Genomic DNA, 26,004 nt, shown 5'->3' with positions numbered 1-26,004 from the left:
GGCCGGGGAGCGGCTGCTCGGGTTCGATCCATGCGAGCATCCGGTGGCGCTTCAGCTCGGCGGCTCGGATCCGCGCGAACTCGCCGAGGCTGCGCGGATCGGCGAGACGTTTTACTATGACGAGATCAATCTCAATGTCGGCTGCCCGTCCGATCGCGTGAAGGATGGCCGCTTCGGTGCCTGCCTCATGGCAGAGCCGGAGCTGGTGGCGAGGTGCGTTGATGCGATGAAGCGCACGGTCGCAATTCCCGTCACCGTGAAGTGCCGCATCGGCATCGATGAGCAGGACCCGGAAGTCGCGCTTGATGCGCTTGCACATGCGGTGGTCGCCTCCGGCTGCGACGCACTGATCGTGCATGCCCGCAAGGCTTGGCTCAACGGGTTGTCTCCGAAGGAGAATCGCGACATTCCCCCGCTCGACTATGACCGCGTCTATCGCCTCAAGCGCGCAATGCCTGGTGTGACCGTCATCATCAACGGCGGCATTCCCGGCATCGAAGACGCGAAAGCACATCTCGAACATGTCGACGGCGTGATGCTCGGTCGCGCTGCCTATCAGGAGCCGTGGCGGCTCCTCGCCGTGGATCGGGAGATCTTCGGCGAAGCGGCGCCGCATGCGACCATGCAGGATGCGCTCGAGGCGACGATGCCCTACATCGAGCAGCAGCTCGTCCGCGGAACGCGACTGCATGCGATCACGCGGCATTTCGTCGGCGCATTCCATGCCGTGCCGGGTGCGCGGGCCTTCCGCCGTCATCTGGCCGAGCAAGGGGTGAAGCCGGGCGCCGGTCTCGAGGTGTTGCGCGATGCGATCGCGCACGTCGCCGCGCGCGCGCCGGCGGAGGCGGCGTAAGTCGGCTAGTTGACTGCCGTGCGCGAGCGGCGATGACTACGCTGGAGTTCCGGATACCCGGTGAGCATCAGCGTGTCGGCACGCACCCCCCAGCTCTCGAGGCGATCGAGGAAACTCATGCCGAGCAGATTGGTTTTCATCTGCCCACGCTGGACGACGAGAGCGGGCACCGATTTTTCGACGAGCTGGCCGACGGAGAGACGATCGAGCGTGAGGCGGGCAGCCTTGGTATGACCGCCGGCGGTTTCGAGATCGACGTCATATTCGAGCATCTCTAGCGGCAGCCCGATCGCTTTCGCGGTTTCCCAGGTCAGCACCACCGACGTCGCGCCGGTATCGATCACCATCGGTGCGGTGACGCCGTTGATCTTCGCACGCAGCGCGAATTCGCCGCCCTGGCCACGCTGGATATGCACGGCGGGCGCAGGCATTGCGGTCTGCTTACGGAAAATGTGCGAGACCTTGTGGCTGGCGCGCGCGATCTGGTCGGGATCGCCATAGGCGACGACGGCACCTGCCGTGCCGGCGAGCATGACCAGAACGAGCAGGAAGCGGATCATCGCGCGCCCCCGAAGGCACGCAGGCCAATCAGATGTGTTTCGCCGACCCCGCGATCGGAGCAAGTCCGGCTTCCGTCATGCGCGCCGGCAAGACGGCCATGATCGCAAGCCGGTCCGCGCTTTCCATGGCGTGCCAGCGTGCGATCTCGGGCAAAGTCCGGCCGCAACCGAAGCAGAGCTTGGTCTTGGGATCGATCATGCAGACGGCGACGCACGGTGTTTCTTTGCTCATTCGGACATAGTGAGGGATCGTCGGACATTTCTGCAAGCATCTCGTTAAGAGCCTGTACCAGCGCTCATGATCGGCTTGTGGCGTGGCCGGCGTTTCTCGTCGGGCAGAACGGAACTCTCCGGCTGGAGCGGCGGAGAATCATCCGACAGCGGGGCAAGCGCACTCATCACGCGCTCCGGCGGGAAGGTGACGATCACCTCGGTACCGATGCGCAGCTTCGATTTCAGCGTGAACGTGCCGCCATGCAGGTCGATCAGATTCTTGGCGATCGGCAGGCCGAGGCCGGCGCCCTGTTCAGCCGATTTGATCGAATTGGAGCCCTGGCCGAACGAGGCGAGCACGACAGGGATCTCGTCCTCGGGGATGCCGGAGCCGGAATCCTTCACCGAGAGATATTGTCCGCCCGAGGCGGTCCATCCCGCCTTGAGCCAAATCTCGCCGCCCTGCGGGGTGAACTTGATCGAGTTGGAGAGCAGATTGAGCACGACCTGGCGGATCGCGCGCTCGTCGGCCCAGAGCCGCGGCATGGACTGCTCGAACATTTCGTGAATGGTGATGCCGCGGCTCGATGCACGCAGCTTCATCAAATGATGGCAGTCGGCGACGATGCCGACCAGCGACACCGCTTCCTCGTTGAGTTCGTAGCGGCCGGCCTCGATCCGCGACAGATCGAGGATCTCGTTGATGAGGTTGAGCAGGTGTACGCCGGAATTATGGATGTCGGCGGAATATTCCTTGTAGACCTGCACCGCGTGCGCACCGAAAATCTCGCTCTTCATCACCTCGGAGAAGCCGAGGATGGCGTTCAGCGGGGTGCGCAACTCGTGGCTCATCTGCGCGAGGAAGCGCGATTTGGCGACGTTGGCGGCTTCGGCACGGTGGCGCGCCTCGTCCGAGATTGCCTTGGCCTGTTCCAGCTCGCCGATCAGCGCGTCCTTCTCTGCGCGGGCTTCCAGCGTGGCGAAGGTGGACGAGTGCAGGCGGTGCGCCAGCAGGACGAAATAGCCTTCGGCGGCGAGCGCCAGCGCTGCCAGTATGTAATTGTCCAGCGAGCCGGTCACTGCAAAGCTCAGCGCCATCGCGACCGCGACCGGCGCCGTGGCGGCAAGGGCTGCGATCGGCAGATTAGCAGCGAGCATGCTCGATACTGCGATCACCAGCAGCATCAGGAACATCATCAGCGTTTCCGTGACCATGTCGAGCACGGGATGGATCAGGATCGCCATCCAGCACAGACCATGGAGCAGGTCGAGCACGACGAAGCGCGTCCGCCATGCGCGCGTCGCCGCGGGAGAGGCGGGCTCGGTCAGGAAGCGCCGGCAATTGCGGATCATGGCGCCGTGGATGCAGAGCATGCCGACCGTCCAGGCCGCGGCCGGGATCGGCTGCATCCACAGGCCGAACAGAACGCCGGTCGCGACCACCAGCAGCATCACGACATAGGAGGCCGACAGCCGCGTCTGGGCGTATTGTCGCAGCATCTCGGCGTCGAAAGCCGGCCGGGTTCCACTGGTCGATGTCAACTTGTCGCGCGCCTCGCGCACCCGCTGCGCCGCAGCCCTTCGGCTGCTCGCCGATGGCGCGCTCACCGGCTCGGCCGGCAGCTGCACAACCTCAGGCTTTTCAGCGGGGTTACTCATCAAGCAACACGATTCCTGCCCACGCCTGACGCGGGCCTTCTGCATTGTCTATCTCTGGCAAGAAATCCTTAAGAGGTGACTTAAGGAGCTAAAGAATTACGTTAACGCGGCGTTAATTTGCCGGCTTCGGATCGCGGAAACGCGCGACCCCTTCACCTGAAGAAAACGAGCGTGACCAACGCGAAGACAGGCAGCAGCAGAACGGAGGTCCAGGCCATGTACCCGAAGAAGCCTGGCATTGCGACGCCACCCGCTCGCGCAATCGCGTACACCATGAAGTTGGGCGCGTTGCCGATGTAGGAGTTTGCGCCCATGAACACCGCACCGGCGGAAATCGCGGCAAGGGTCAGCGCGCTATTCGTCATCAGATGCTGGGCGTCGCCTCCGGCAAGCTCAAAGAAGACCAGATAGGTCGGCGCATTGTCGAGAAAGGACGAGAGCAGGCCGGTCAACCAGAAATATGCGGCATTGTTCGGCGTGCCGTCGGCGTTGGTGACCATGTTCACGACGGAGGCAAACGCGCCGGATCGGCCGGCGTTGAGAATCGCAAGCACGGGAATGATGGTGATGAAGATGGCGGCGAACAGCTTGGCCACTTCGATCATAGGGCCCCAGGAGAAGCCGTTCGCGTCGTGGTCCTCCTTCGACGTGACGGCAAGGGATGCGAACACGACGACGATCATGACGGCATCGCGCAGAAGATTCTGCACATGGAGGTGCGTGCCGAGAACCTCAAACCCGCCGAGGTCGAGCTTGGCGCTCAAGAGGATCGCAGCGATGATGACTCCCATCAGAACGAAGTTGAGGCCGCCGCTGATCCGCAAGGGATTGTCCGGAGTTGGGTCCGGTTTGACGCGGCCCTCCTTGCGATAGAGATAAGCATCGATGCAAAAGAACAGGGCGAGCAGAATCCAGGCCGCGAACGTGGTCTGGGGGAACAGGTGCCTCGTCGTCCAGAAGAAGTCCACGCCGCGCAGGAATCCCAGAAACAACGGCGGATCTCCCAAGGGTGAGAGCGAGCCGCCGATGTTGGACACCAGAAAGATGAAGAAGATAACGACGTGCGCGTTGTGCCGCCGGTCGTCATTGGCGCGGATCACCGGCCGGATCATGACCATCGACGCGCCGGTCGTGCCGATGACGCTCGCGATCAGAGTGCCAAGTGCGAGCAGCAGCGTATTCAGAATCGGAGAGCCGTGAAGATTGCCGCGCACCACGATCCCGCCGGCCACGGTGAACAAAGCAAGGAGCAGCAGAATGAACGGGATGTATTCGAGCAGCGCGGTATGAACGAGTGCATGGACGGTTGGAAGCAGGCCATGCCAGGCTGCAAGCGGCAGCACGATCAGGGCAGCCCACATCGCGGCAACCTTGCCCTGGTGGTGCTCCCAAAAGTGAGGCGCTGCGAGCGGAAATATCGCGATCGACAGCAGCATGCCGGCGAAGGGGAGCGCCCATTGCGGGCGAATGCTCGCCCCATCGAGCGATGCGGCCAGCGCCTGCGAAGGTGTTGCAGCCAGGATCAGGAGCGCGACCGGGAGCAGGCGAGCAATGAGGCGGGTAATTTCAAGCCGGAACTCCGGCGCGACGCCGACACGGGCAACAACAATGATGGCGGCGATCACGCTGGGCAAGGTTCCCCCGGAAGTTTGTGACTTGTTTCGGTTAGCGCGCTTTGCCGAACTTCGTCACGGCCGAGGTCGCGACGAGGTTCGATGCTGTATGGCCCTCGACGAGGCGCAACACTCTCCTCAGCGTTGCAGGCGCGCGAGCAGGCTCGACGTGTCCCAGCGCTTGCCGCCCATCTTCTCGACCTCGGAATAGAACTGATCGACCAGCGCGGTGACGGGCAGGTTGGCGCCGTTGCGGCGGGCTTCAGCCAGCGAGATCGAGAGGTCCTTGCGCATCCATTCGACCGCGAAGCCGAAATCGTACTTGCCCTCGTTCATGGTCTTGTAGCGGTTCTCCATCTGCCAGGACTGCGCCGCGCCCTTCGAGATGGTCTCGATCACGGCGGCGACGTCGAGGCCGCTCTTCTTGGCGAAGTGGATACCCTCGGAGAGTCCCTGCACTAGACCGGCGATGCAGATCTGGTTGACCATCTTCGTCAGTTGGCCGCTTCCGGCGGGCCCGAGCAGCTTGCACATCCGCGCATAGGCGCCTGCGATGATCGGCTCGGCGCCGGAATAGGCGTCCAGCGCGCCGCCGCACATCACCGTCAGCACGCCGTTTTCGGCGCCGGCCTGGCCGCCGGAGACCGGCGCATCGACGAATTTGAAGCCGGCCTTGGTGGCGGCCGCGTCCAGCTCGCGTGCGACTTCGGCGGAGGCGGTGGTGTGGTCGACGAAGGTCGCACCCTTCTTCATGCCGGCGAACGCGCCGTCGGGACCGATCGTGACCGCGCGTAGATCGTTGTCGTTGCCGACGCAGCACATCACGAAATCCTGGCCCTCGGCGGCGGCCTTCGGGGTCGGTGCGGTCTTGCCGCCGAACTTGTCCGCCCATTCCTTCGCCTTGGCCGCGGTGCGGTTGTAGACGGTGACCTCATGGCCCCCTTTTTTCACGAGGTGTCCGGCCATGGGGAAGCCCATGACGCCGAGACCGAGGAAAGCGACTTTAGCCATTGTGGTACCTTGTCCGTAGATTGGGTTTTACGGTTCTTGCCAAGCGAGGGATGCCTGGGTTCCGCGGTGAGGGCGGATCGGACGCGCACCATAAACCGTTAGGCCGGGAGGGCAACGGCTTCGTTTGGCGGCCCCCTGTGCTAGGATGGCGAACCCAAGGACTTCGAAAAAGGGAGCGACAGCATGGGCGGCGTGAGCGTTGGCGTCCTCGATCATTTCAACATCCGGACCCGGAATCTGGCCGAGACCGTCCGCTTCTACGCGGACGTGCTGGGCCTGGAAAAAGGCGCACGGCCGAATTTCGCCTTCCCGGGCGCCTGGATGTACAGCGAGGGTAGACCGGTGGTGCACCTCGTCGACATTTCTGCGACCGCCGAGCCACAAAAGCCGGATTCCGGCGTTGTCCACCATGTCGCCTTCGTCAGTCGCGGCTTTGAGGGCATGAAACAGCGGCTGGCGTCCAAGGGGATGAAGTTCGAGTCCCGCCAGGTGCCCGGCGGCGACCTCTGGCAGATCTTCGTCCACGATCCCAATGGGGTCATGATCGAGCTGAATTACGAGGCGGCCAGGGAGCAGGGGGCGGCGCCCGCCGAAAAGGCTGACGATATCGGCAGGCAGTAGCCTTTTGGGCGTTTCCGCTCTAATGGGGCATCCTCAAGCCTTGAGCATGATCTTATCGGAAAGCCGCTCCACACTTTTCCGGATCATGCTTTGTTCAGGAGATGCGCTTTGAGCGTGACGCAGCAACAGGTTCTCGACAGCCTCGCCAGGGTCAAGTCGCCCCGCGGGGTCGCGCTCACCCTTGCCAATGTGCTGAGCACGATCAGCGCCTCCGACGGCAAGGTGTTCTTCTCGATCAATGTCGAGGCCGCCGAGGCAAGGGCCTGGGAATCCGTCCGGGCCGAAGCGGAAGCCGCCGTGCGCACCATTCCCGGCGTCACCACCGTCATGGTGGCGCTGACCGCCGAGCGCAAGCCGGGCTCCGCGCCGCCGCCACCCCCGCAGCCGAGCCGCGGCGCGCCCGGCGTGCAGCCGGCCCATGCCCACAAGCCGCCGCAGGGCGGTGGGTCGCCGATGGCGCGGCAAGCGGAAATCCCGGGCGTTGCCGCCGTGATCGCGGTCGCCTCCGGCAAGGGCGGCGTCGGCAAGTCGACCACTGCGCTCAATCTGGCGCTGGGCCTGCGCGACCTCGGCCTCAAGGTCGGCCTGCTCGATGCCGACATCTACGGTCCCTCGGTGCCGCGCCTGACGGGCCTGCGCGACAAGCCGGAGTTGAACGACGAGCGAAAGATGATTCCGCTTCGGCGTTTCGGCCTCGCCATCATGTCGATCGGCTTCCTGGTCGAGGAAGAGACCGCGATGATCTGGCGCGGTCCCATGGTGATGTCGGCAGTGACGCAGATGCTGCGCGACGTCGAATGGGGCAAGCTCGACGTGCTGGTCGTCGACATGCCGCCGGGCACCGGCGATGCCCAGCTCACGCTGGCGCAGAACGTGCCGCTCAAGGGCGCCGTGATCGTCTCGACCCCGCAGGACCTGTCCCTGATCGACGCGCGGCGGGGGCTTGCCATGTTCAAGAAGGTCAACGTGCCCGTGCTCGGCATCGTCGAGAACATGAGCTACTTCCAGTGCCCGCATTGCGGCACGCGCTCGGACATTTTCGGCCATGGCGGGGCCCGGCATGAGGCCGAGAAGCTGAAGGTGCCGTTCCTCGGCGAGATCCCCCTGCACATGGCGATTCGCGCCACCTCGGATGCCGGCAAGCCCGTCGTCGACAGCGAGCCGGACGGTCCCCATGCGGCGATCTACCGCGCCATCGCCGGCCAGGTCCGGGACCAGCTCAAGGGTGTCATCGCGGCGGCCTGAACCGGTCGCTACAGCCAGCTGCGGGGACATGCGACTTTCGTAGAGCCCCGTCATGCCATTGTCGCGTTCCGCAAGCGGGACTTCCGTGTTAAAGGCCCACGGCAGTCAAGCCCCTTCGGTTCGATGCGGTCCCAACGCGTCGCCGGAATGAGCGGCGGCAAGAAGAGAAGTCAAGGGGAAACGCCCCAGCAAGGAGAGACCTGAAGATGAAGCGTCGTGATTTTCTCAAAGTGTCGGCAGCAGGCGCGGCGGCGACCGCAGTGGCCTCGCCGGCGATCGCGCAGTCCTCGCCCGAGGTGAAGTGGCGCCTGACTTCGAGCTTTCCGAAGTCGCTCGACACCATCTATGGCGGCGCCGAGCAGGTGGCGAAGTACGTCGCCGAGATGACTGACAACAAGTTCCAGATCCAGGTGTTCGCCGGCGGCGAAATCGTCCCCGGCCTCCAGGCGCTCGATGCGACCTCGAACGGCACGGTCGACATGTGCCACACCGTCTCCTACTACTACGTCGGCAAGGACCCGACCTTTGCGATCTTCGCCTCGGTGCCGTTCGGCCTCAATGCGCGCCAGCAGAATTCCTGGCTCTATCAGGGCGGCGGCAACGAACTCGCCAACGAGTTCTTCAAGAAGTCGAACGTGATCGGCTTCCCCTGCGGCAACACCGGCACCCAGATGGGCGGCTGGTTCCGCAAGGAGATCAAGACCGTTGCCGACCTGTCCGGCCTCAAGATGCGCATCGGCGGCATCGCCGGCCAGGTGCTTCAGAAGGTCGGCGTGGTGCCGCAGCAGCTCGCCGGCGGCGACATCTATCCGGCGCTGGAGAAGGGCACCATCGACGCGGCCGAGTGGGTCGGCCCCTACGATGACGAGAAGCTCGGCTTCGCCAAGGTCGCCAAATACTACTATTATCCGGGCTTCTGGGAAGGCGGTCCGACCGTCCATGCCTTCGCCAACCTGGAAAAGTACAATGGGCTGCCGAAGAACTACCAGGCGATCCTCGCCAACGCGACCGCCCATGCCAACACCTGGATGGCTGCGCGTTACGACATGCAGAACCCGGCCGCACTGAAGCGCCTGGTCGCCGGCGGCACCCAGCTTCGCCCGTTCACCAACGAGGTGCTGGAAGCCTGCCTCAAGGCGACCAACGAATTGTGGGCGGAAACCTCGGCCAAGAACGCCGACTTCAAGAAGTCGATCGACGCCATGCAGGCCTACCGCTCCGACGAGTATCTGTGGTGGCAGGTTGCCGAATACACCTATGACAGCTTCATGATCCGCTCGCGCACCCGCGGCTGATCTACGGCTTAAGTCGTAAGACCAGTAGCCCGGCCTCCCAGGAGGCCGGGCTTTTTCTTTGCCGCAGTGCGATCGGGATGGCATTCGGCTGCGGCTTGCGTCATGCTGGCGGCAAGCCTCGACAAGAAGGCCCGCAATCACTGGTACATCAGGGTAGGAAATCATGAAGAGAAGAGACTTCATCAAGGTCACAGGACTTGGCGCGGCCGGCGCCGCCACGCTCGCGGCTCCCGCGATCGCGCAGTCGATGCCGGAAATCAAATGGCGCATGCCGACGAGCTGGCCGAAATCGCTCGATACGCTGTTTGGCGGCGCCGAGATGATGTGCAAGATGGTCGCAGAGGCGACCGACAACAAATTCCAGATCCAGATCTTCGCAGCCGGCGAGATCGTGCCGGGCCTCCAGGTGCTCGACGCCGTCCAGAACGGCACCTGCGAGATCGGCCACACCGCGTCCTACTATTATTTCGGCAAGGACCCGACCTTCACCTTCGGCTCGGCCGTGCCGTTCGGTCCCAACATGCGCATCAACCAGGCCTGGTACATGCTGGGCGGCGGCCGCGACGTGCTCAACGAGTTCTACAAGGGATACAATGTCGTCTCGCTGCTCGCGGGCAACACCGGTTGCCAGATGGGCGGCTGGTTCAGGAAAGAGGTCAACACGCCCGAGGATCTCAAGGGCATGAAATTCCGCATCGGCGGCTTCGCCGGCCGCGTGCTCCAGAAGCTCGGCGTGGTGCCGCAGCAGCTCGCCGGCGGCGATATCTATCCTGCGCTGGAGAAGGGTACCATCGACGCCGCCGAATGGGTCGGTCCCTATGACGACGAGAAGCTCGGCTTCTACAAGATCGCACCGCACTACTACTATCCGGGCTGGTGGGAAGGCGGGCCGATGCTGCTCGCCTTCGTCAACCTCGACAAGTGGAACGCGCTGCCGAAATATTACCAGAGCGTGCTCGAGCAGGCCGGCCACTACGCCAACAACTACATGATGGCACGCTACGACAACGCCAATCCGCTGGCGCTGAAGAAGCTGCTCGCGGGCGGCACCAAGCTGCACGCCTTCTCGCCACCGATCATGGACGCCTGCCACAAGGCCGCCAAAGAGCTGCACGCCGAAGTCGCTGCAACCAACCCCAACTTCAAGAAGGTGCACGACTCGCTCGCCAAGTTCACGAGCGACGGCTACGCCTGGTTCCAGGTCGCCGAGGTCGGCTACGACATCTTCATGGCGCGGCGCTCGCAGAGCTGATCGCATCACCGACTCGCTGCAGCGCCCCGGGGCGAAGCCTCCGGGGCGCTGTCGTTGCAGCGTTCCGTTGGGCGTCCAAACAAAAACATCGAAAACAACCCCATGCACAGTAGGCGGGGATAGATTTATCAATGACTTGGCGGCGTAGCGTGGAGCGATTGCGGAATTACCGAATTCACTTGATGCGTCGGGCAAAACAGTGGTAGAAGGTCATAATCGTTTAATCCGAATTTTCGGCTCGGTGCCGGACCCGGGGAATCCGATGAGCTTCGATCCCGATCAAGTCCAAAGCGCACTGCGCAGGGCGTGGTCGCTGTCGACGGCCAGCCAATGGACGGCGAGCAATCCGGCGGCAGGACAATGCAACGTCACCTCGCTGCTCGTTCACGAGCTCTTCGGTGGTGACTTGCTGAAGACGCCCCTTCCGGCCGGCGATCATTTCTACAACCGGATCGGAGATCGGAGGTACGACTTCACGGCGAGCCAGTTCGATCGGCCGATCGTTTATGTGGATTTGCCGGCCAGTCGGGCCGAGGCGGAGCTGGGAGCGACGGACGATCAACTGGCCGCTCAGGGCGGCATTTGGGAAGCATCGCGCCGAATGGGCCACGACTAAGGCAAACTACGCGGACCGATCAGGGAGCTGGATGAATCCGAGATAGCTTCGGAACTGCGGACCCAAATTGAAGGCCGTCCATGATGCAAGCGTGAGCTTGAAAACGTGGATCATTGCCCTCACCAGGAGCTATTGTTCTTCGGAAATCGCTTCGATGCGGTGAGATCTGATCGAATACCTGAACGGTCAGTCCGCTGGAGACGTGCGCGCGACGGCTTACATGAATCTGACACGGCAGGGCGGCCAGGGTTGCGCTTTTTCGCTGGCTGCGGCGCCCCGAATGGTGGAAGAGAGCGTGGCCACGGTGGCGGCCGTGCGGTGACCTGAGTATCCGGCGGATATGTGATGCGCCTTCTGATCGTCGAGGACAATGCTGAGCTGTCGCGGCTCGTTGCCGGCGGGCTGGCGGCGGCCGGCTATGAGAGCGACATCGTCGGCAGCGCCGCCGAGGCGCGGGAGGCGGTGAGCAGCGTCAGCTATGCTGCGATGATCCTCGATCTCGGCCTGCCCGACGGCGACGGCCTGTCGGTGCTGCGCGAGCTGCGCCTCAAGATGGAGCCGCTGCCGGTGCTGGTGCTGACCGCGCGCGGTGGCTTGCAGGACCGCGTCACCGGCCTGCGCAGCGGCGCCGACGACTATCTTGCCAAGCCGTTCGCGATGGAGGAGCTGGTGGCGCGGCTGGAGGCCATCTTGCGGCGGCCCGGCCAGTTGCTCGGCCGGTCGCTCAGCCTCGCCAACCTCGTCTACGACACCGAGAGCCGCCAGATCTTCGTCGATGACCAGCCGCGGATCATCTCCGCGCGCGAGACCTCGGTGCTCGAGATCCTGCTGCGCCGGCAGGGGCGGGTGGTGCCGAAGAAGAACGTCGAGGATCACATCTTCGGTCTCGAGGGCGAAGTCGCCTCCAATGCGGTCGAGGTCTATGTCTCGCGGCTGCGCAAGCAGCTCACGGAACACGGCGCCAAGGTCGTGATCCACACCATCCGCGGCGTCGGCTATCTGATGGCCGAGGAGAAATAGCGTGTCCGCCGGCGGCCATGCCAGATCGCTCACGTTCAAATCGTTGATCTCGCGCATCGTGTTCCTGCACATCGTCGCGGTCGCGGTGGTCGCGATCTTCCTGCCGCTGGTGTTGTTCTGGCTGCTCAATTCCGAGATCGACCAGCTGCATCGAGATGCCATGCGTGCGCAGGCCGAGGTGCTGGCGGAGCGCATCGTCGCGCAGCCGGACGGCACGTTGACGTTCAACCTGCCCGACAGCCTCAAGGGACTTTATTCGGACGCCTACGGCCGCTACCAGTTCGACATTCGCGATGCTGACGGTCGGTTGCTGTTCTCCTCGCACCGGCGCTCGGCCGTTGCGGCGCCATCACGCTTCCCAGAGACCATCTCCGGCGCCGGTGTCACCCGGGACATCGACGGCAAGACGGTGCGCGTCCAGGTCGCCGAGGACCTTGCGCACCGCGACGTGATCATCGACGACATCGTTTCGAACTTCTTCCGGCGGGTGGGATGGATCACCATCCCGATCCTTCTGGTCCTGCTTGCCACCGACATCATCATCTTTCGCCGCGCGATTGCGCCGCTGTGGAAGGCCTCGCAGGAGGCCAGCAATATCGGCCCGGCGCGCACCGACATCCGCCTGCCGACGGCGCGGATCCCGCGCGAGATCGTGCCGCTGGTCACAGCAGTGAACCAGGCGCTCGATCGCCTCGAGGGCGGATTTCGCGTGCAGCGGCAGTTCACGGCGGACGCCGCGCATCAGTTGCGCACGCCGCTTGCGATCCTGCGCACGCGGATCGAGACGCTCGATGACCGAGCGGTACGGCAGGCGCTGCATGCCGACATCGAAGCCATGAGCCGCCTCGTCGCCCAGCTGCTGGAGATCGCCGAGCTCGACACATTGGTGCTCGACCCCGGGGAGACCGCGGATTTGCGCGCGGTCTGCGCCGAGGTCGTCGGTGCGATCGCCCCGTTCGCGATCGCGCAGCACAAGGACATCGCCCTGAAGGGGACCGACGCGCCGGTCAGGGTCCACGGCAATTCTGAGATGCTCCAGCGCGCGATCTTCAACCTCGCCGAAAATGCCATCAAGTTCACCGCGAAGGACACCTCCGTCGAGGTCGAGGTGCGCGACGACGGTTCGGTGCGCGTGCGCGATTGCGGCCCGGGCATCGCGGAAGCCGAGCGCGAGCTGATCTTCCAGCGCTTCTGGCGCGCAGACCGCCGACGCAGCGATGGCGCGGGGCTGGGACTGTCGATCGTGCGCGCGGTGGCGGACGATCACGCGGCCACGGTTGCGGTGGAGAATCTTCCGGGGAGCGGAGCCGAGTTCACGCTGCGGTTTCGGCTGGCGGACGAGGTGACCTCTTCACCCTCCCCTGGAGGGCAGGGGTATCGCATTTGAGAGCTTCTCCCTGCGGCCATCCTTCGAGGCGCCCGCTTCAGGCGGGCTCCTCAGGATGAGGACGGAGTGCGTGGCAGCAGTTTCGACGGGCACTGACGCTGATAGCCTCATCCTGAGGAGGCGCGTAAGCGCCGTCTCGAAGGACGAGGCGTGCGCGCAGGCCGCTGCCACGAGTCATATGCGATAGCCCTGCCCTGGAGGGCGAGGGCAACAGGCGGCTTGCCCTCGCTACTTCGACGGCGGGCCGAGATCCAGAGGCGGCAGCTCGATCTGCGGCACCTCGATCTTGATCGTGTTGGGATCGATGTTGGTCTGCACGCCCTTATAGTGCATGACCATTGCAGGGAACGCGATCACCAGACCGACCATGATCATCTGGATGACGACGAACGGCACCGCACCCCAATAGATCTGGCCCGTGGTGACGGGGTCCATCCTCTTGCCGGTGACGCGATCGGTGTATCGCTCCTTCGGCGCAACCGACCGGAGATAGAACAGCGCGAAACCGAACGGCGGATGCATGAACGAGGTCTGCATGTTGACGCCGAGGATGACGCCGAACCAGATCAGGTCGATGCCGAGGTGCTCGGCCGCAGGCCCGAGCAGCGGGATCACGATGAAGGCCAGCTCGAAGAAGTCGAGGAAGAAGGCCAGCACGAACACGAAGATGTTGACGAAGATCAGGAAGCCGACCTGGCCGCCGGGCAGGGAGGTGAGCAGGTGCTCGACCCAGACGTGCCCGTTAACGCCGTAGAAGGTCAGCGAGAACACGCGGGCCCCGACCAGGATGAACACGACGAAGGCCGACAGCTTGGCGGTCGATTCCGTGGCTTGCCGGATCAGGTCCCAGCTCAGCCGGCGCTTCGCGGCACCGAGGATGAGAGCACCGGCCGCACCCATCGCTCCGCCCTCGGTCGGCGTCGCGATGCCGATGAAGATCGTGCCAAGCACCAGGAAGATCAGGAACAGCGGCGGCACCATGACGAAGGTGGTCTGCTGGGCCATCTTCGAGAGGAAACGGAAGCCGGTGAGCTTGTCGATGACCCAGTTCAGCACGGCGACGACGAACGCGAAGATGATGCCGTAGAACATGCTGAGCACGACATAGTCGGCGCCATGCACCTCCGAACCGCGCATCATGAACCATCCGAACACGCAGCTCGCGAGGAACAGCATGCCGAGGGAGAGAAGACCGCGGCTGCCACTCTCCTCGCGGAAGCCGATAGCCTCCTTTGGCAGGCCCGGCGTCGCCTTCGGGAAGATCATGCTGACGAGGAAGGCGTAGGAGGTATAGAGGCCGGCGAGCACGAGGCCCGGGATGAAGGCGCCCTCGTACATGTCACCGACCGACTTGCCGAGCTGGTCGGCCATCACGATCAGGACGAGCGAGGGCGGAATGATCTGCGCGAGTGTGCCGGACGCGGCGATGACGCCGGCGGCCACGCGGCGGTCATAGCCGTAGCGGAGCATGATCGGCAGCGAGATCAGACCCATCGAGATCACGGACGCCGCGACGACGCCCGTCGTCGCAGCGAGCAGCGCGCCGACGAAGATCACGGCATAGGCAAGGCCGCCGCGGACGGTGCCGAACAATTGGCCGATCGTGTCGAGCAGATCCTCGGCCATGCCCGACCGCTCCAGCACCAGTCCCATGAAGGTGAAGAAGGGAATGGCGAGCAGCGTGTCGTTGTTCATCACGCCGTAGACCCGCTCGGGGAGGGCCTGGAGGAAGTCCGGGCGGAATTCGCCGAGCTCGATGCCGACGATGGCGTAGAACAGGCCGACGGCGCCGAGCGAGAATGCCGCGGGATAGCCGAGCAGCAGCACGACGACCAGCGACGCGAACATGATGGGCGCCAGATTGGCGATGATGAATGCGGTCATGACTCCCCCTAAACCGTCGCCAACGGCTACTTCTTCTCGATCGCCTCGACGAGATGCTCGACTTCAGCCTCCAGCGCCGAGACCTGGGATTCATGCGGATCGGGCATCAGTCCGCGCATCACCGCGATCCGCTTGATCAGTTCGGAGATGCCTTGCACGAGGAGGAAAGCGAACCCGATCATGATCAGGGATTTGGTCGGCCATTGCGGCAGGCCGCCGGCGTTGCCGGACTGCTCATTGATCTGGAACGAGCGCTCAAAGAACGGCACGCCGGTGACGATCATGACGATGCACAGCGGCATGAGAAAGAACAGGTGACCGATCACGTCGATCACGTTGCGGACCGTCTTCGGCAGCGCGTTGTTCACGATGTCGATGCGGATGTGCTCGTTGTCGAGCAATGTCCAGGGCGAGCAGAGCAGGAACACGATGCTGAACAGCACCCATTGCAGCTCGAGCCACGAATTGGAGGACGTGTCGAACGTCTTGCGAACGGTCGCATTCACTGCGGAGATGATGACGGCGGCCACGATCAGCCACGCCAGGCGTTTGCCCGTCCAGCGCGTGAACGCGTCAATCCTGCTGCTCAACTTTAGGAGCGCTTGCAACGATAGGTCCTCCCCCGATTGTGCCCCGGCCGTCTTGACTGCGCCGATCTGGGCGCGTGGCTTGTCTCGCCGCGCAGGCATGAGGCAGGCGCACCAAACCAGCGGGCGTGCCGCCAGTCAATCGGAAGTTTGTTGATAGTTAAGGGGAATAAGGCCGTAATCCGACGGGTGTCAGCCGCCGGTGACGCTCATGTGCCTGCTGACACTGGGGCGGTCGTGGCGGCGGTCGATGATGAAATCGTGGCCCTTGGGCTTCAGCCCGATGGCGCGGTCGATCGCATCCGCAAGCAGCAGGTCGTCGCTCGATGCACGCAGAGGTTTGCGTAAGTCGGAGGCATCCTCGTGGCCGAGGCAGGTGTGCAACGTTCCCGTGCAGGTGATGCGCACGCGGTTGCAGGATTCGCAGAAATTATGGGTCATCGGCGTAATGAAGCCGAGCTTGCCGCCGGTCTCGGCGACGCTGACATAGCGGGCCGGACCGCCGGTGCTCTCGGCCAGATCCGTCAGCGTGAATTGCTGGGCAAGACGCGCGCGCACCAGCGATAGCGGCAGATACTGATCGATCCGCCCCGAGCCGATCTCGCCCATCGGCATGACCTCGATCAGCGTCAGGCCCATGCCCTTGCCGTGGGCCCAGCGCATCAGTTCGGGCAGCTCGTCCTCGTTGAGGTTCTTCAGGGCGACGGCGTTGATCTTGACGGCAAGTCCTGCGGCGCGCGCGGCCTCGATGCCCTCGAGCACCTTGTCGATCTCGCCCCAGCGGGTGATCTCGCGAAACTTCCTGGGATCGAGCGTGTCGAGCGAGACGTTGATGCGGCGGACGCCGCAATCGGCGAGCTCGCGCGCGTGTTTTGCAAGCTGGGTGCCGTTGGTGGTCAGCGTCAGCTCGTTCAATGCGCCGCTCGAAAGATGCCGCGACAGCGAGCGCACCAGCGTCATGACGTTGCGGCGGACCAGCGGCTCACCGCCGGTGAGCCGCAGCTTCTTCACTCCCTTGGCGATGAAGGCCGTGCAGAGCCGGTCAAGTTCCTCCAGCGTCAGGAGGTCGGCCTTCGGCAGGAACGTCATGTCTTCCGACATGCAGTAGAAGCAGCGCAGGTCGCAGCGGTCAGTGACCGAGACACGCAGATACCTGATGGTCCGCCCGAACGGATCGGTCATCGCACTCGACAGCGCGGCGCGGGGGCTCGCAGAAGGTCCGTTCATACCAAATGCCTTGTCACTTACGGCGACGGTGCACCTTTGCTTCAGCGGTGCCGTGAAAGCAATCTAAGCATCGGACGCGGCCAGGACAATCGGATGGTATGCACAGATCAGCGCTTGCCCGCATTCGGATCGGGGAACGGCGAGCCAGCTGCGGGTGCAGCATCGGCCGGCGCCGCGGCGGGCGCGGCTGGCTTCGGCTTCTTCGGCCGATGCGGCTTGCGGACGGGTTTCGGCGGCACCGCCGGCTGGAGTTCCGCAAACACCGGATTCGGATCGGTGGTGACGGAGGCGGGTGTGGTGAAATCGCCGGGATTTTTGACCACATTCACCGGCACGGACGTCGGCTGGTACTTGGGCAGGGCGAAAGCGACCGTGAACGGCGTGTCGGGCGCGGGAACCGAGACGGAGCAGGGGGTCTTGCAGCCCTGACCGAGTGAGGTGGTGGCGTCGGCACCGGGGGGATTGGATTCGAGCCGGACCTGGACGGTCGGCGGCGCCGATTTGAACATGTCCCAGGACATCGAGGAGCAGCCACCCAGGCTCACTCCCGCTAGCGCAATCGCGATGACACGACGCATGAACCATCCACTTCTACTGCGGCGAACCGCCACATCCCGGGCTGACCTTAGAAGTGTCGCCTGGGGCGGGCAATCGGCGCGCGGCGCATAGATAATAGATGGTTAATGCAGGGATTCGCGAAATTACCTAGTTGTATCAGATGGTTGCGAGGATGCAGCCGCCATCAGGCTGATAGCGGCTGCCGGCAGGTCGCGCATATGATGGATCAGCCGGTCCGGCTTCAACTCGGCGATCGGCACGTCGGTGTAGCCGAAGCTGACCCCGATCACGGGCACGCCGGCCCGACGGGCGACCCCGACGTCGGTTCCGGCATCGCCGACCATGATGCTGGCCTTCACGTCTCCGCCGGCGCGCGCAACGGTCTCCCGGAAAATGGTCGGATCGGGCTTCTGAACGCCAAACGTGTCCGCGCCGCAGATCGCCGCGAAGCGGCGGCTGAGGTCGAGCTGGTCCAGAAGCCGCTTCGACAGCCATTCGAGCTTGTTGGTGCAGACCGCGAGGAGATGGCCTCGCGCCGCAAACTGGTCGAGCGCAGCCTCGAGCCCCTCGAAAGGGCGGGATTCGACCGCGATATGCTCGGCGTAATAGGCGATGAAATCCGCGGTCATCCGGTCCATGTCTGCGGGGGTGACGGTGCGGCCCTCGGCCTCCAGCCCCCGCTCGATCAGCTTGCGGGCGCCGGCCCCGATCATGTTGCGGGCCGAGGCCATCGGCACGGGCGGCAGCCCTTCGCGGTCGAGCACGTAGTTCAGGGCGGTGATCAGGTCGGGCGCCGTATCCACAAGCGTGCCGTCGAGATCGAAGACGATGGTGTGAGGGCAAGTCTTCTTGAAGGAGGTCATGATCCAAGCGCTACCGGCCCGGTCGTATCCGCGCAAGGGGCGGGTACATAAGATCACCTTATAGGTCTGTTCCCGCAAGAAAAACGAGGCTACATAGGCCGCCGAAAGCGGCCGCCATCGGCGGCTCATCCCTGGGATTCAGAGGCGGGCGCACGTGAACATGGACCAGTTGAAGCGGCAGGCTGCTGCGCGCGCCCTCGAGGAGGTGCGCGACGGCATGCAGCTCGGGCTCGGCACCGGCTCGACTGCCAAACATTTCGTCGAGCTGCTCGGCGAGCGCGTCGCCGCCGGGCTCAAGGTGGTCGGCGTGCCGACCTCCGAGGCGACGCGCCTTGATGCGGTGCGCTGCGGCGTGCCGCTGACGACGTTGGATGAGATCGACCATCTCGACATCACCGTCGACGGCGCTGACGAGATCGATCCTGAGCTCAATCTGATCAAGGGCGGCGGCGGCGCGCTGCTGCGCGAGAAGATCGTGGCGGCCGCCTCCGATCGCATGATCGTGATTGCCGACGACACCAAATGGGTGCCGACGCTCGGCCGCTTTCCGTTGCCGGTCGAGGTCATCCCGTTTGGCCTCGGGGCGACACTCCGGGCGATCGAAAAGGCATTTGCCGAATGCGGCGTTTCCGGGCAAATGGCGGTCCGCAAGGCCAAGGACGGGGACAAGGACGGCCACGTTTTCGTCACCGATGGCGGCCACTGGATCGTCGATGCCCAGCTCGGACGTATTGTGGATCCCCCCGGTCTCGCCAAGGCATTGAGCGCTATCCCCGGGGTGGTCGAGCATGGCTTGTTCATCGGCTTGGCCAGCTCGGCCGTTCTGGCGGGCGGCGAAGGAATTCGCGTGATTGAACGGCGCAAGCCGAAAGGAGACCAGGAATGAAGAGCGTTTTGAAATTCTTGCCGGCCGCGACCCTCGCTGCGGGCTTGGCCCTCGCGGCCGTCCCGGCCGTGGCGCAGCAGGCGGCAGCCCCGAAGGCAACTGCGGCGCCGGCCCAGCCGAAGGCCTCGCCCGCCGCGATTGCGGCAGCCAGGGAGATATTGCAGATCAAGAACGCGACCGCGATGTATCAGGGCGCCGTGCCTGGCCTCGTCGAGAAGACCAAGATCGCGCTGACCCAGCAGAACCTGAACTATCAGAAGGACCTCAACGAGGTCGCGCCGATCGTGGCCCAGCAGCTCGCCGGTCGCCAGAACGAGATCGGCGAAGGCATGGCGCAAATCTATGCCAGCGAGTTCACCGAGCAGGAACTGAAGGATCTCGTCACCTTCTACAAGTCGCCGCTGGGCAAGAAGCTGATCGAGGCCGAACCACGCGCCATCGGGCTCAGCATGGCCTTCATGAACTCCTGGGCCCAGAACTTCTCCGAGACCGTGATGGGCGCCTTCCGTGCCGAGATGCGCAAGCGTGGCAAGGAGATCTGATCGATCCTATTTGATCAGAGATCGTTGAAAGTGGGCGGAGTGGACAATGGCTGAATTCGACGTCGACCTCTTCGTCATCGGCGGCGGGTCGGGCGGCGTGCGTGCCGCCCGCATTGCGGCCGGGCACGGGGCCCGCGCGATGATCGCGGAAGAGTACCGCATGGGCGGGACCTGCGTGATCCGCGGCTGTGTGCCGAAGAAGCTGTTCGTGATCGGCTCGCACTTTCGTCAGGAATTCGAGGATGCCGCGGGCTTCGGCTGGACCGTTCCGTCCGCCGGCTTCGACTGGCCGACGCTGATCGCCAACAAGGACAAGGAGATCGCGCGGCTGGAGGCGGCCTATACCACCAATGTCGAGAAGTCGGGCGCGCAGATCGTCAAGAGCCGCGCGGTGATCGAAGACAAGCACACCGTCCGCCTGCTCGAGAACGACAAGAAGATCACCGCAAGATACATCCTGATCGCCACCGGCGGCGCGCCCAACCACGGCGCCTCGATTCCGGGCATCGAGCACGTGATCTCGTCCAACGAGGCGTTCCACCTCAAGGAGCTGCCGAAGCGGATCGTGATCCAGGGCGGCGGCTACATCGCGCTGGAATTCGCCGGCATCTTCGCCGGCTTCGGCTCCGACGTCACCGTGATCTATCGCGGCGACAACATCCTTCGCGGTTTCGACGAGGATGTCCGGACCCATGTCCGCACCGAGATGGAGAAGCAGGGCATCACGATTCTCACCGGCTGCACGGTGACCAGGGTCGATCGCCACGGCGAGAGCTTCACCACCCATCTGTCGAACGGATCGAGCATTGGCTCCGAGCAGGTCATGTTCGCCATCGGCCGCCATCCCAATGTCGCCAATCTCGGGCTGGAGAAGGCCGGCGTCGCCATCAACCCGAACAATGGCGGCATCGCGGTCGACCATTTCTCCAGGAGCTCGGTCGACAGCATCTACGCGATCGGCGACGTCACCCACCGCTTCAACCTGACGCCGGTCGCGATCCGCGAGGGCCACGCCTTTGCCGACACCGTGTTCGGCAAGCGCGAGGTCAGGGTCGATCACGCCAACATCCCGACCGCCGTGTTCTCGCAGCCGGAGGTCGGCACGGTTGGTCTGACGGAAACCGAGGCGCGCGCGCAATTCAGCCGCGTCGATATCTACAAGACGACGTTCCGTCCGATCAAGGCGACGATGTCCGGCCGCGACACCCGCGTGCTGATGAAGCTCGTGGTCGACGGCACGACCGATCGCGTGCTCGGCTGTCACATGGTTGGCGATGCCGCCGCCGAGATCACGCAAGCTGTCGCGATCGCGGTGAAGATGAAGGCGACCAAGGCCGATTTCGATGCGACCATCGCGCTGCATCCGACCGCGGCCGAAGAGCTCGTCACGATGCGCACGCCGACCGCGCGCCACGTGCGTCAGGCGGCGGAGTAAGCTCGGCGCTCAGCCGTAGAGATACCCGACCGGCTTGCCCTCGGTGCGCAGGGGACGGACGTCCTTGTGCGTGATGATCTGACCGGCGAGGCCGTCGATCTCGTCACGCTGCGTCGGCGTCCAGCTGCGCAGCTCGTTCATGCCCTTGAGCAGGCCGAGCCGCAGGACCTGGGTGTTTTCGCCGACACCCGTGAGGCTGATGGAATCCCTGCCCGCCGTCACCACGTCGCCGGCCGACAGTTCGAAGCTCTCGCCGGTCTTTCTCTTGAACTCGGCCGTGCCGCGAATGACGCGATAGATCACGACCTCGCCCTTGGCGAAACAGGCGGGGTCCGCGGCGATCGACGTGCTCTTCGGCAGCAGCGACTGACCGCGCGGGTCGGTCGCGATGATGTGGCCAGTGACGAGATGGCCGCTCGGAATCTCGATGCCGATATCGCGCACGTGGACCGGCATGGCCGATTTGACCGAGCCATCGGTGAGCGGCCTGAACAGCGCATCCAGCGCCAGGGGATCCTGAAGCCAGAAGCCGGCATCGGCCGGCCGGTCGTGCAGAGGGTGGCTCCAGGCCACGCGCGGCGTCTCGGCCTCGTTGATCTGGTCCGGACCGACGATCGTCGGGTTCGGAAACGTCGTCGGATCGGTGATGAAGGCTTCGAGGAATTTACCGGAATAGCCCATCGAGATCGGATCGGGCACCACGGTCTGCGGCGTCTTCAAATTCTCTTCGGTCGACAGTCCCGACCAGGTGTAGAAGAGCTGGCGGTGGACGATCGCGCTTTGCAGCATCACCGCGCCGGGGCCGACATTGTAGAAGCGCCCGTCATAGTCGAAGGTGAACGCGCCCGAGGTGACCAGCACGAGCTGAAAGCCGCCCGGTGGAAGATGAAGGTGGAAATCGGTGGGGCCGGTGTCGGGCCGATAGATCGGTAGATTGGTCGCGACCTCGTGCAGCAGGAAGGTCTCGTTGTTGGCGTGAAAGCCTTCGTTGGCGCGGTTGTAGAGGGCCTGCGGCCGGTACGTCGCCTCGAATTTCGCATCCCGGTCGCGGTCGATCGCCACGAAGTCTTGATCGTTGAGACGCAGCCCCGCGCCGTTCGGATGGATGAGACCGGTGAATTTGAGATCTCCGGCAGCATGCACGTTCATGGCATTCTCCGATCTGGGGCCGTCCATCCCGGAGCTGGGCGCACGCAACTTTCCGCTCTCTATCGTGGCCGGGCTGGGAATTGGGCCAGATGCTGTCTTGCGAATTTTGGGCCAGTCGCTGCGCGGTGCGCGTACAGACTCGCCAGCCGCACGCGGCGCGTAAGAAAAGCGAGATTGCACCAGAGGTTAGACAACGGGTTCGCCAACCTGCCCGACCTTTCCGTGCAGGTGCGCAAGTTCGGTGGCGCGACCTATCCTGTCTAATTTGTCGGCAGGTTCTGCAGGGGCATGCAGCCGTGCAGCTCGCGGCGTCAACAAGCAAATGCCCGGCGGCTCAGTGTCTCAGGCCGTTCATTCGAACGACTGACGGACGCTCCGCTCGGGTTTGCCGAACGGGCTATCCGCCCACTTCGCCATGTCCAGCGCGCGGGCATCGAGGCCTTCACACCAGAGGCAGCTCGGTTCCACACGGCCTTTGGCCGTCAGCACCGGGACGAGCGCGTGGCCGCAGCCGGTGCAGGATGTGATGCGGTTCATACGCTCCTCCGCGATCGTCGAATTCAGGAATGACATTTTCGTTGCCGAAGCTTGCGCGGGCGCTATGACGGCACACTGCGCGCCATCCGGAGCGCTCGTTCCCGAAATCGTAGCACTTCATCGTGACACGGCCGCGAAGTCACCGGAGAAGCGCGCGACTGCTCAACCAAACATGGCAACACGGAACCGATGCGGCGGCTGGTCGCAGTCGTGTCGCCTTGATTCCGACAGAGCCATCTTTATCTCTGGGCGGAACAAGAATCCGGGCCCCTCTGGCGAGGACGCCGACGATGTCGGCAAACCTCGTGATGTCGGATGACCTGTCCCGCGCGAATGCGATGGATCGGCCGATCGTCGGGCCTCTGTTCGTTCTCTCCGACTATTCGTCCCGATCGCAGCTCCGTGCGGCCATTTCGCAAGCTAAGGGAGCTACGATGTCTGACGCCAAAACCTCCAATCCGACCGATATCGAGATCACGGAGCCGTCCAGCCTGAACGAGCAGGCTGCGGTCGCTCTGGTGATCGTGGGCGCGCTGGTTGCGGTTGCCGACCGGCGCGTCTCGCCGGTCGAGCGTGATGAGGTGATCCGTTTCATCAGGGACCGCAAGCTGGCGCCGCACATTTCGGACGAGCGGCTCTATGCGACGTTCGATGAACTCGCCGAGCGGCTCGAGGAGCCGGATTTTGCCAACGTCGTGATCGACACGCTGCGGCCGGTTTCGAACCTGCCGCTCTCGTCCCATCTGATGGAGCTGTCGGAGCGCGTTGCTGCCGCAGATGAGGACGTACATCCCCACGAAGTCCAGGCGATCAAATTGTTGCGCTTGCTGACGCTGGTGCTGCCGCGCGCGAAGCCGGTCGTGCCCAATGCAGCGGGCGCCGAGCTGCAGGTCGCCCTGAAGGAGTAAGCATGAGCACAGTTTCGGACGAGCGTACCAAGGAAGCCGAGGGCACCACCGGCGAGATCGCCGGTGGTGATCCGCGCCTGGCCAAGCTCGTCGACCGGCTGCCGCCGCGCATGGGCGACACCTTCACCTATCTGCTCAAGCCGTCCAGCCGCTGGGTCAGGATCCCCTCGGGCACGCTGCTGATCGCCGGCGGTGTGCTATCCTTCCTGCCGCTGCTCGGGGTCTGGATGCTGCCGCTCGGCCTCGCGCTGCTCGCCGAGGACGTACCTGCGCTGCGCTCCTCCCGTTCGAAGGTCTTCGACTGGATCGAACGCCGCAAGCCGCATTGGCTCGATTCGTCGGTATCGAAAAATGACGAGACATGACTGAATTCATCACAGCCGAAGCGCTGACCGCGCTGTTTCAAGTCGTCCTGATCGATCTCGTGCTCGCCGGCGACAACGCCGTCGTCATCGGCCTCGCCGCGGCGGGCCTGCCGGCGCAGCAGCGCCGCCGCGCCATCATCGTCGGCATCGCCGCCGCCACGGCGCTCCGTATCGTCTTCGCGGGCGTTGCCACCCAGCTCCTGCAGGTGATCGGCCTGCTGCTCGCCGGCGGCGTGCTGCTGCTCTGGGTGTGCTGGAAGATGTGGCGCGAGCTGCGCGGGCAGGCTGCGCATTTGGAGCAGCTCGCGTTCAGCCATGGCAACGGCGCGGATGCTGCGCCTGTACAGCGAAAGACCTTCGGCCAGGCGGCGGTGCAGATCGTCGCCGCCGACGTCTCGATGTCGCTCGACAACGTGCTCGCAGTCGCGGGCGCCGCGCGCGAGCATCCCTACATCCTCGCCTTCGGCCTGTTGCTGTCGGTCGCGATGATGGGCGTCGCCGCCGATCTGCTCGGCCGCGTGCTCCAGAAGCAGCGCTGGGTCGCCTATGTCGGCCTCGCGATCATCATTTACGTCGCCTTCGAGATGATCTATCGGGGCTCGCTCGAGCTCGCGCCTGTCATCGCGAGTCTCTGAGACGCATTCCTGTCTGCAATCCGGAGTGATCAATGACGTCTGAACCCCAGGCACCTTCGGCGCCGACCGCGCCGCAGCCGCCGATCGGCCTGTTTCCGAAACTGATCTTCGGCTCGCGCTGGCTGCAATTGCCGCTCTATATCGGCCTCATCGTCGCACAGGCCGTCTATGTGCTGCTGTTCCTGAAGGAGCTCTGGCACCTGGTCGTGCATTCGTTCGACGCCAGCGAGCAGCAGATCATGTTGGTCGTGCTCGGGCTGATCGACGTCGTGATGATCTCGAATCTGCTGGTGATGGTGATCGTCGGCGGCTACGAGACCTTCGTCTCCCGCCTGAACCTGAGCGGGCATCCCGATGAGCCGGAATGGCTCAGTCACGTCAATGCCAGCGTGCTCAAGATCAAGCTCGCAATGGCAATCATCGGCATTTCGTCGATCTCGCTGCTCAGGACCTTCATCGAGGCCGGCAATCTCGGCACCTCGCGAAGCAATTTCACCGAGGGCGGCGTGATGTGGCAGGTCCTGATCCACCTGACCTTCATCATTTCGGCGATCGGCATCGCCTGGGTTGACCGCCTCAGCGAGAGCGGCCATCGCAAGGAGGAGGCAGGCCACGGCTGAGGGTGCGACCGGGAGGTGGCCGGCGTCCGTTCATGCTTTCTGCCTGCGAGCTCGCGGGGGGCGTCCCGTCCGCTCTAAGCGCATTCATTCCGCCGGACTGCCGACGACAGCGCCCTGCCTGACGTCTTCGCGGGCGAGGATCAGCAGGAGGCCGACGATGATCAACTCGACCACGGCGAAGGCGACGAACGCCCCGGTGAACGCGCCGGATGAGGCGTTGATGATGGCTCCCATCATCCAGGGCGCCACGAAAGCCGACAGGATGCCGAACACCTCCGCATAGCCGATCGCCGCCGGTGCGAGCGCGTCGGAATATTTTTCACTGAGCAGCGCGAAGATGGCACCGCCGCCGAGCAGCGCGACGCCGCTGAGCGCTGCGAACAGCATGAGCATCCCGAACGGCATCGGCGTGACGACGCTCCAGAGGAACATCAGGGCGGTCAGGAACGCGAGCCCCGCGGTG

At 64.2% G+C, this 26,004-nt stretch carries 27 protein-coding genes and 1 pseudogene; 15 read left to right on the top strand and 13 right to left on the bottom strand.

Features of this window, described 5'->3' with window-relative positions:
• Positions 1 to 853: tRNA dihydrouridine(20/20a) synthase DusA (gene dusA, locus IC50_RS05685; RefSeq protein WP_035701540.1), on the top strand; the 853-nt coding region annotated here is incomplete at its 5' end.
• A 5-nt stretch (positions 854 to 858) separates the two neighbouring features.
• Here dusA and IC50_RS05680 read toward each other — a convergent pair.
• The 5 genes from IC50_RS05680 to IC50_RS05660 all read right to left on the bottom strand — a co-directional run bounded on the left by IC50_RS05680 (position 859) and on the right by IC50_RS05660 (position 5,909).
• A complete protein-coding gene (locus IC50_RS05680; protein ID WP_035701538.1) occupies positions 859 to 1,413 on the bottom strand; it encodes a TIGR02281 family clan AA aspartic protease in 555 nt (184 codons plus the stop codon).
• A 28-nt stretch (positions 1,414 to 1,441) separates the two neighbouring features.
• On the bottom strand, positions 1,442 to 1,645 hold the full coding sequence (locus IC50_RS05675; protein ID WP_035701536.1) for a DUF1289 domain-containing protein: 204 nt from the start codon (positions 1,643 to 1,645) through the stop codon (positions 1,442 to 1,444).
• A gap of 44 nt (positions 1,646 to 1,689) precedes the next feature.
• Positions 1,690 to 3,285 (bottom strand): sensor histidine kinase, encoded by a 1,596-nt coding sequence (locus IC50_RS05670; protein ID WP_035701534.1) that lies wholly within the window; start codon positions 3,283 to 3,285, stop codon positions 1,690 to 1,692.
• Between the two features lie 152 nt (positions 3,286 to 3,437).
• The gene (locus IC50_RS05665) at positions 3,438 to 4,838 is read right to left on the bottom strand and encodes a sodium:proton antiporter (RefSeq protein ID WP_050990914.1); all 1,401 of its coding nucleotides are present in this window, start codon (positions 4,836 to 4,838) and stop codon (positions 3,438 to 3,440) included.
• A gap of 198 nt (positions 4,839 to 5,036) precedes the next feature.
• Positions 5,037 to 5,909 (bottom strand): NAD(P)-dependent oxidoreductase, encoded by an 873-nt coding sequence (locus tag IC50_RS05660; RefSeq protein WP_035701531.1) that lies wholly within the window; start codon positions 5,907 to 5,909, stop codon positions 5,037 to 5,039.
• A 183-nt stretch (positions 5,910 to 6,092) separates the two neighbouring features.
• Here IC50_RS05660 and IC50_RS05655 point away from each other — a divergent pair, with 183 nt between their 5' ends.
• The 7 genes from IC50_RS05655 (at position 6,093) to IC50_RS05625 (ending at position 13,345) form a co-directional block, all read left to right on the top strand.
• On the top strand, positions 6,093 to 6,530 hold the full coding sequence (locus IC50_RS05655) for a VOC family protein (RefSeq protein WP_035701527.1): 438 nt from the start codon (positions 6,093 to 6,095) through the stop codon (positions 6,528 to 6,530).
• A 108-nt stretch (positions 6,531 to 6,638) separates the two neighbouring features.
• Entirely contained in the window at positions 6,639 to 7,775 is a 1,137-nt protein-coding gene (locus IC50_RS05650) for an Mrp/NBP35 family ATP-binding protein (protein ID WP_035701525.1), read from the top strand.
• A 206-nt stretch (positions 7,776 to 7,981) separates the two neighbouring features.
• Positions 7,982 to 9,070 carry a TRAP transporter substrate-binding protein gene (locus tag IC50_RS05645; RefSeq protein WP_035701524.1) on the top strand — a complete coding sequence of 363 codons (1,089 nt, stop codon included), beginning with the start codon at positions 7,982 to 7,984 and terminating at the stop codon, positions 9,068 to 9,070.
• 163 nt (positions 9,071 to 9,233) lie between these two features.
• Positions 9,234 to 10,322: a TRAP transporter substrate-binding protein gene (locus IC50_RS05640; RefSeq protein WP_035701522.1), complete on the top strand. Its 1,089-nt coding sequence runs from the start codon at positions 9,234 to 9,236 to the stop codon at positions 10,320 to 10,322.
• A 262-nt stretch (positions 10,323 to 10,584) separates the two neighbouring features.
• Positions 10,585 to 10,938 (top strand): YunG family protein, encoded by a 354-nt coding sequence (locus IC50_RS05635; RefSeq protein ID WP_050990913.1) that lies wholly within the window; start codon positions 10,585 to 10,587, stop codon positions 10,936 to 10,938.
• A gap of 345 nt (positions 10,939 to 11,283) precedes the next feature.
• Complete coding sequence (locus IC50_RS05630) at positions 11,284 to 11,958, top strand: response regulator transcription factor (protein ID WP_035701521.1); 675 nt, start codon at positions 11,284 to 11,286, stop codon at positions 11,956 to 11,958.
• 1 nt (position 11,959) lies between these two features.
• Positions 11,960 to 13,345 (top strand): sensor histidine kinase, encoded by a 1,386-nt coding sequence (locus IC50_RS05625; RefSeq protein WP_035701519.1) that lies wholly within the window; start codon positions 11,960 to 11,962, stop codon positions 13,343 to 13,345.
• 228 nt (positions 13,346 to 13,573) lie between these two features.
• On the opposite strand, the gene IC50_RS05620 is transcribed toward IC50_RS05625, so the two are convergent.
• The 5 genes from IC50_RS05620 to IC50_RS05600 form a co-directional block, all read right to left on the bottom strand.
• Complete coding sequence (locus tag IC50_RS05620) at positions 13,574 to 15,229, bottom strand: TRAP transporter large permease (RefSeq protein WP_035701518.1); 1,656 nt, start codon at positions 15,227 to 15,229, stop codon at positions 13,574 to 13,576.
• A 26-nt stretch (positions 15,230 to 15,255) separates the two neighbouring features.
• Positions 15,256 to 15,837 carry a TRAP transporter small permease subunit gene (locus IC50_RS05615; protein WP_035701516.1) on the bottom strand — a complete coding sequence of 194 codons (582 nt, stop codon included), beginning with the start codon at positions 15,835 to 15,837 and terminating at the stop codon, positions 15,256 to 15,258.
• Between the two features lie 171 nt (positions 15,838 to 16,008).
• Positions 16,009 to 17,043: a GTP 3',8-cyclase MoaA gene (gene moaA, locus IC50_RS05610; protein WP_035701513.1), complete on the bottom strand. Its 1,035-nt coding sequence runs from the start codon at positions 17,041 to 17,043 to the stop codon at positions 16,009 to 16,011.
• Between the two features lie 107 nt (positions 17,044 to 17,150).
• Positions 17,151 to 17,621 (bottom strand): hypothetical protein, encoded by a 471-nt coding sequence (locus tag IC50_RS05605; protein ID WP_035701511.1) that lies wholly within the window; start codon positions 17,619 to 17,621, stop codon positions 17,151 to 17,153.
• A gap of 123 nt (positions 17,622 to 17,744) precedes the next feature.
• The gene (locus tag IC50_RS05600) at positions 17,745 to 18,464 is read right to left on the bottom strand and encodes an HAD family hydrolase (protein ID WP_035701509.1); all 720 of its coding nucleotides are present in this window, start codon (positions 18,462 to 18,464) and stop codon (positions 17,745 to 17,747) included.
• 154 nt (positions 18,465 to 18,618) lie between these two features.
• Between IC50_RS05600 and rpiA the strand changes: the two genes are divergently transcribed.
• Genes rpiA through gor form a run of 3 tightly spaced genes read left to right on the top strand, consistent with a single transcriptional unit; the run spans position 18,619 to position 21,327 of the window.
• Entirely contained in the window at positions 18,619 to 19,350 is a 732-nt protein-coding gene (rpiA, locus tag IC50_RS05595) for a ribose-5-phosphate isomerase RpiA (protein WP_035701507.1), read from the top strand.
• On the top strand, positions 19,347 to 19,892 hold the full coding sequence (locus tag IC50_RS05590; RefSeq protein ID WP_035701505.1) for a DUF2059 domain-containing protein: 546 nt from the start codon (positions 19,347 to 19,349) through the stop codon (positions 19,890 to 19,892). Before rpiA ends, IC50_RS05590 begins: the two co-directional genes overlap by 4 nt.
• A gap of 46 nt (positions 19,893 to 19,938) precedes the next feature.
• Complete coding sequence (gene gor / locus IC50_RS05585) at positions 19,939 to 21,327, top strand: glutathione-disulfide reductase (RefSeq protein ID WP_035701503.1); 1,389 nt, start codon at positions 19,939 to 19,941, stop codon at positions 21,325 to 21,327.
• Positions 21,328 to 21,336: 9 nt separating this feature from the next.
• Here the strand turns inward: gor and IC50_RS05580 are convergent, their stop codons facing one another.
• Both IC50_RS05580 and IC50_RS05575 read right to left on the bottom strand, forming a co-directional pair.
• Entirely contained in the window at positions 21,337 to 22,476 is a 1,140-nt protein-coding gene (locus IC50_RS05580; RefSeq protein ID WP_035701498.1) for a hypothetical protein, read from the bottom strand.
• Between the two features lie 351 nt (positions 22,477 to 22,827).
• Complete coding sequence (locus IC50_RS05575; protein ID WP_035701545.1) at positions 22,828 to 23,013, bottom strand: hypothetical protein; 186 nt, start codon at positions 23,011 to 23,013, stop codon at positions 22,828 to 22,830.
• 434 nt (positions 23,014 to 23,447) lie between these two features.
• Between IC50_RS05575 and IC50_RS05570 the strand changes: the two genes are divergently transcribed.
• The 4 genes from IC50_RS05570 to IC50_RS05555 are packed head-to-tail and all read left to right on the top strand — an operon-like array spanning position 23,448 to position 25,541.
• Complete coding sequence (locus IC50_RS05570) at positions 23,448 to 23,921, top strand: TerB family tellurite resistance protein (RefSeq protein WP_035701542.1); 474 nt, start codon at positions 23,448 to 23,450, stop codon at positions 23,919 to 23,921.
• Between the two features lie 2 nt (positions 23,922 to 23,923).
• Positions 23,924 to 24,286 carry a hypothetical protein gene (locus IC50_RS05565; protein ID WP_035701495.1) on the top strand — a complete coding sequence of 121 codons (363 nt, stop codon included), beginning with the start codon at positions 23,924 to 23,926 and terminating at the stop codon, positions 24,284 to 24,286.
• The gene (locus IC50_RS05560; RefSeq protein WP_035701485.1) at positions 24,283 to 24,921 is read left to right on the top strand and encodes a TerC family protein; all 639 of its coding nucleotides are present in this window, start codon (positions 24,283 to 24,285) and stop codon (positions 24,919 to 24,921) included. The genes IC50_RS05565 and IC50_RS05560 overlap by 4 nt, the downstream gene beginning before the upstream one ends.
• Positions 24,922 to 24,953: 32 nt before the next feature.
• Complete coding sequence (locus IC50_RS05555; protein WP_035701483.1) at positions 24,954 to 25,541, top strand: TIGR00645 family protein; 588 nt, start codon at positions 24,954 to 24,956, stop codon at positions 25,539 to 25,541.
• A gap of 84 nt (positions 25,542 to 25,625) precedes the next feature.
• Here IC50_RS05555 and IC50_RS05550 read toward each other — a convergent pair.
• A pseudogene (locus IC50_RS05550) lies at positions 25,626 to 26,004 on the bottom strand (MFS transporter); the annotation flags it as partial.

Origin of the sequence: Bradyrhizobium genomosp. I (2014) (genome assembly GCF_000261685.1) — a bacterium.
Taxonomy (GTDB): domain Bacteria; phylum Pseudomonadota; class Alphaproteobacteria; order Rhizobiales; family Xanthobacteraceae; genus Bradyrhizobium.
The sequence above is the reverse complement of the archived record's forward strand: the minus strand, read 5'-3'. Positions and strand labels throughout refer to the sequence as shown.

What these genes read in the sequence shown, in the direction of transcription:
- IC50_RS05575 (WP_035701545.1), bottom strand. Translation starts at nt 23,013, where the DNA reads ATGAACCGCATCACATCCTGCACCGGCTGCGGCCACGCGCTCGTCCCG.
- IC50_RS05645 (WP_035701524.1), top strand. Translation starts at nt 7,982, where the DNA reads ATGAAGCGTCGTGATTTTCTCAAAGTGTCGGCAGCAGGCGCGGCGGCG.
- IC50_RS05680 (WP_035701538.1), bottom strand. Translation starts at nt 1,413, where the DNA reads ATGATCCGCTTCCTGCTCGTTCTGGTCATGCTCGCCGGCACGGCAGGT.
- IC50_RS05620 (WP_035701518.1), bottom strand. Translation starts at nt 15,229, where the DNA reads ATGACCGCATTCATCATCGCCAATCTGGCGCCCATCATGTTCGCGTCG.
- IC50_RS05670 (WP_035701534.1), bottom strand. Translation starts at nt 3,285, where the DNA reads ATGAGTAACCCCGCTGAAAAGCCTGAGGTTGTGCAGCTGCCGGCCGAG.
- IC50_RS05635 (WP_050990913.1), top strand. Translation starts at nt 10,585, where the DNA reads ATGAGCTTCGATCCCGATCAAGTCCAAAGCGCACTGCGCAGGGCGTGG.
- IC50_RS05640 (WP_035701522.1), top strand. Translation starts at nt 9,234, where the DNA reads ATGAAGAGAAGAGACTTCATCAAGGTCACAGGACTTGGCGCGGCCGGC.
- IC50_RS05555 (WP_035701483.1), top strand. Translation starts at nt 24,954, where the DNA reads ATGACGTCTGAACCCCAGGCACCTTCGGCGCCGACCGCGCCGCAGCCG.
- IC50_RS05590 (WP_035701505.1), top strand. Translation starts at nt 19,347, where the DNA reads ATGAAGAGCGTTTTGAAATTCTTGCCGGCCGCGACCCTCGCTGCGGGC.
- IC50_RS05580 (WP_035701498.1), bottom strand. Translation starts at nt 22,476, where the DNA reads ATGAACGTGCATGCTGCCGGAGATCTCAAATTCACCGGTCTCATCCAT.
- IC50_RS05630 (WP_035701521.1), top strand. Translation starts at nt 11,284, where the DNA reads ATGCGCCTTCTGATCGTCGAGGACAATGCTGAGCTGTCGCGGCTCGTT.
- moaA (WP_035701513.1), bottom strand. Translation starts at nt 17,043, where the DNA reads ATGAACGGACCTTCTGCGAGCCCCCGCGCCGCGCTGTCGAGTGCGATG.
- IC50_RS05660 (WP_035701531.1), bottom strand. Translation starts at nt 5,909, where the DNA reads ATGGCTAAAGTCGCTTTCCTCGGTCTCGGCGTCATGGGCTTCCCCATG.
- IC50_RS05605 (WP_035701511.1), bottom strand. Translation starts at nt 17,621, where the DNA reads ATGCGTCGTGTCATCGCGATTGCGCTAGCGGGAGTGAGCCTGGGTGGC.
- IC50_RS05600 (WP_035701509.1), bottom strand. Translation starts at nt 18,464, where the DNA reads ATGACCTCCTTCAAGAAGACTTGCCCTCACACCATCGTCTTCGATCTC.
- gor (WP_035701503.1), top strand. Translation starts at nt 19,939, where the DNA reads ATGGCTGAATTCGACGTCGACCTCTTCGTCATCGGCGGCGGGTCGGGC.
- IC50_RS05565 (WP_035701495.1), top strand. Translation starts at nt 23,924, where the DNA reads ATGAGCACAGTTTCGGACGAGCGTACCAAGGAAGCCGAGGGCACCACC.
- IC50_RS05570 (WP_035701542.1), top strand. Translation starts at nt 23,448, where the DNA reads ATGTCTGACGCCAAAACCTCCAATCCGACCGATATCGAGATCACGGAG.
- IC50_RS05655 (WP_035701527.1), top strand. Translation starts at nt 6,093, where the DNA reads ATGGGCGGCGTGAGCGTTGGCGTCCTCGATCATTTCAACATCCGGACC.
- IC50_RS05675 (WP_035701536.1), bottom strand. Translation starts at nt 1,645, where the DNA reads ATGAGCAAAGAAACACCGTGCGTCGCCGTCTGCATGATCGATCCCAAG.
- IC50_RS05560 (WP_035701485.1), top strand. Translation starts at nt 24,283, where the DNA reads ATGACTGAATTCATCACAGCCGAAGCGCTGACCGCGCTGTTTCAAGTC.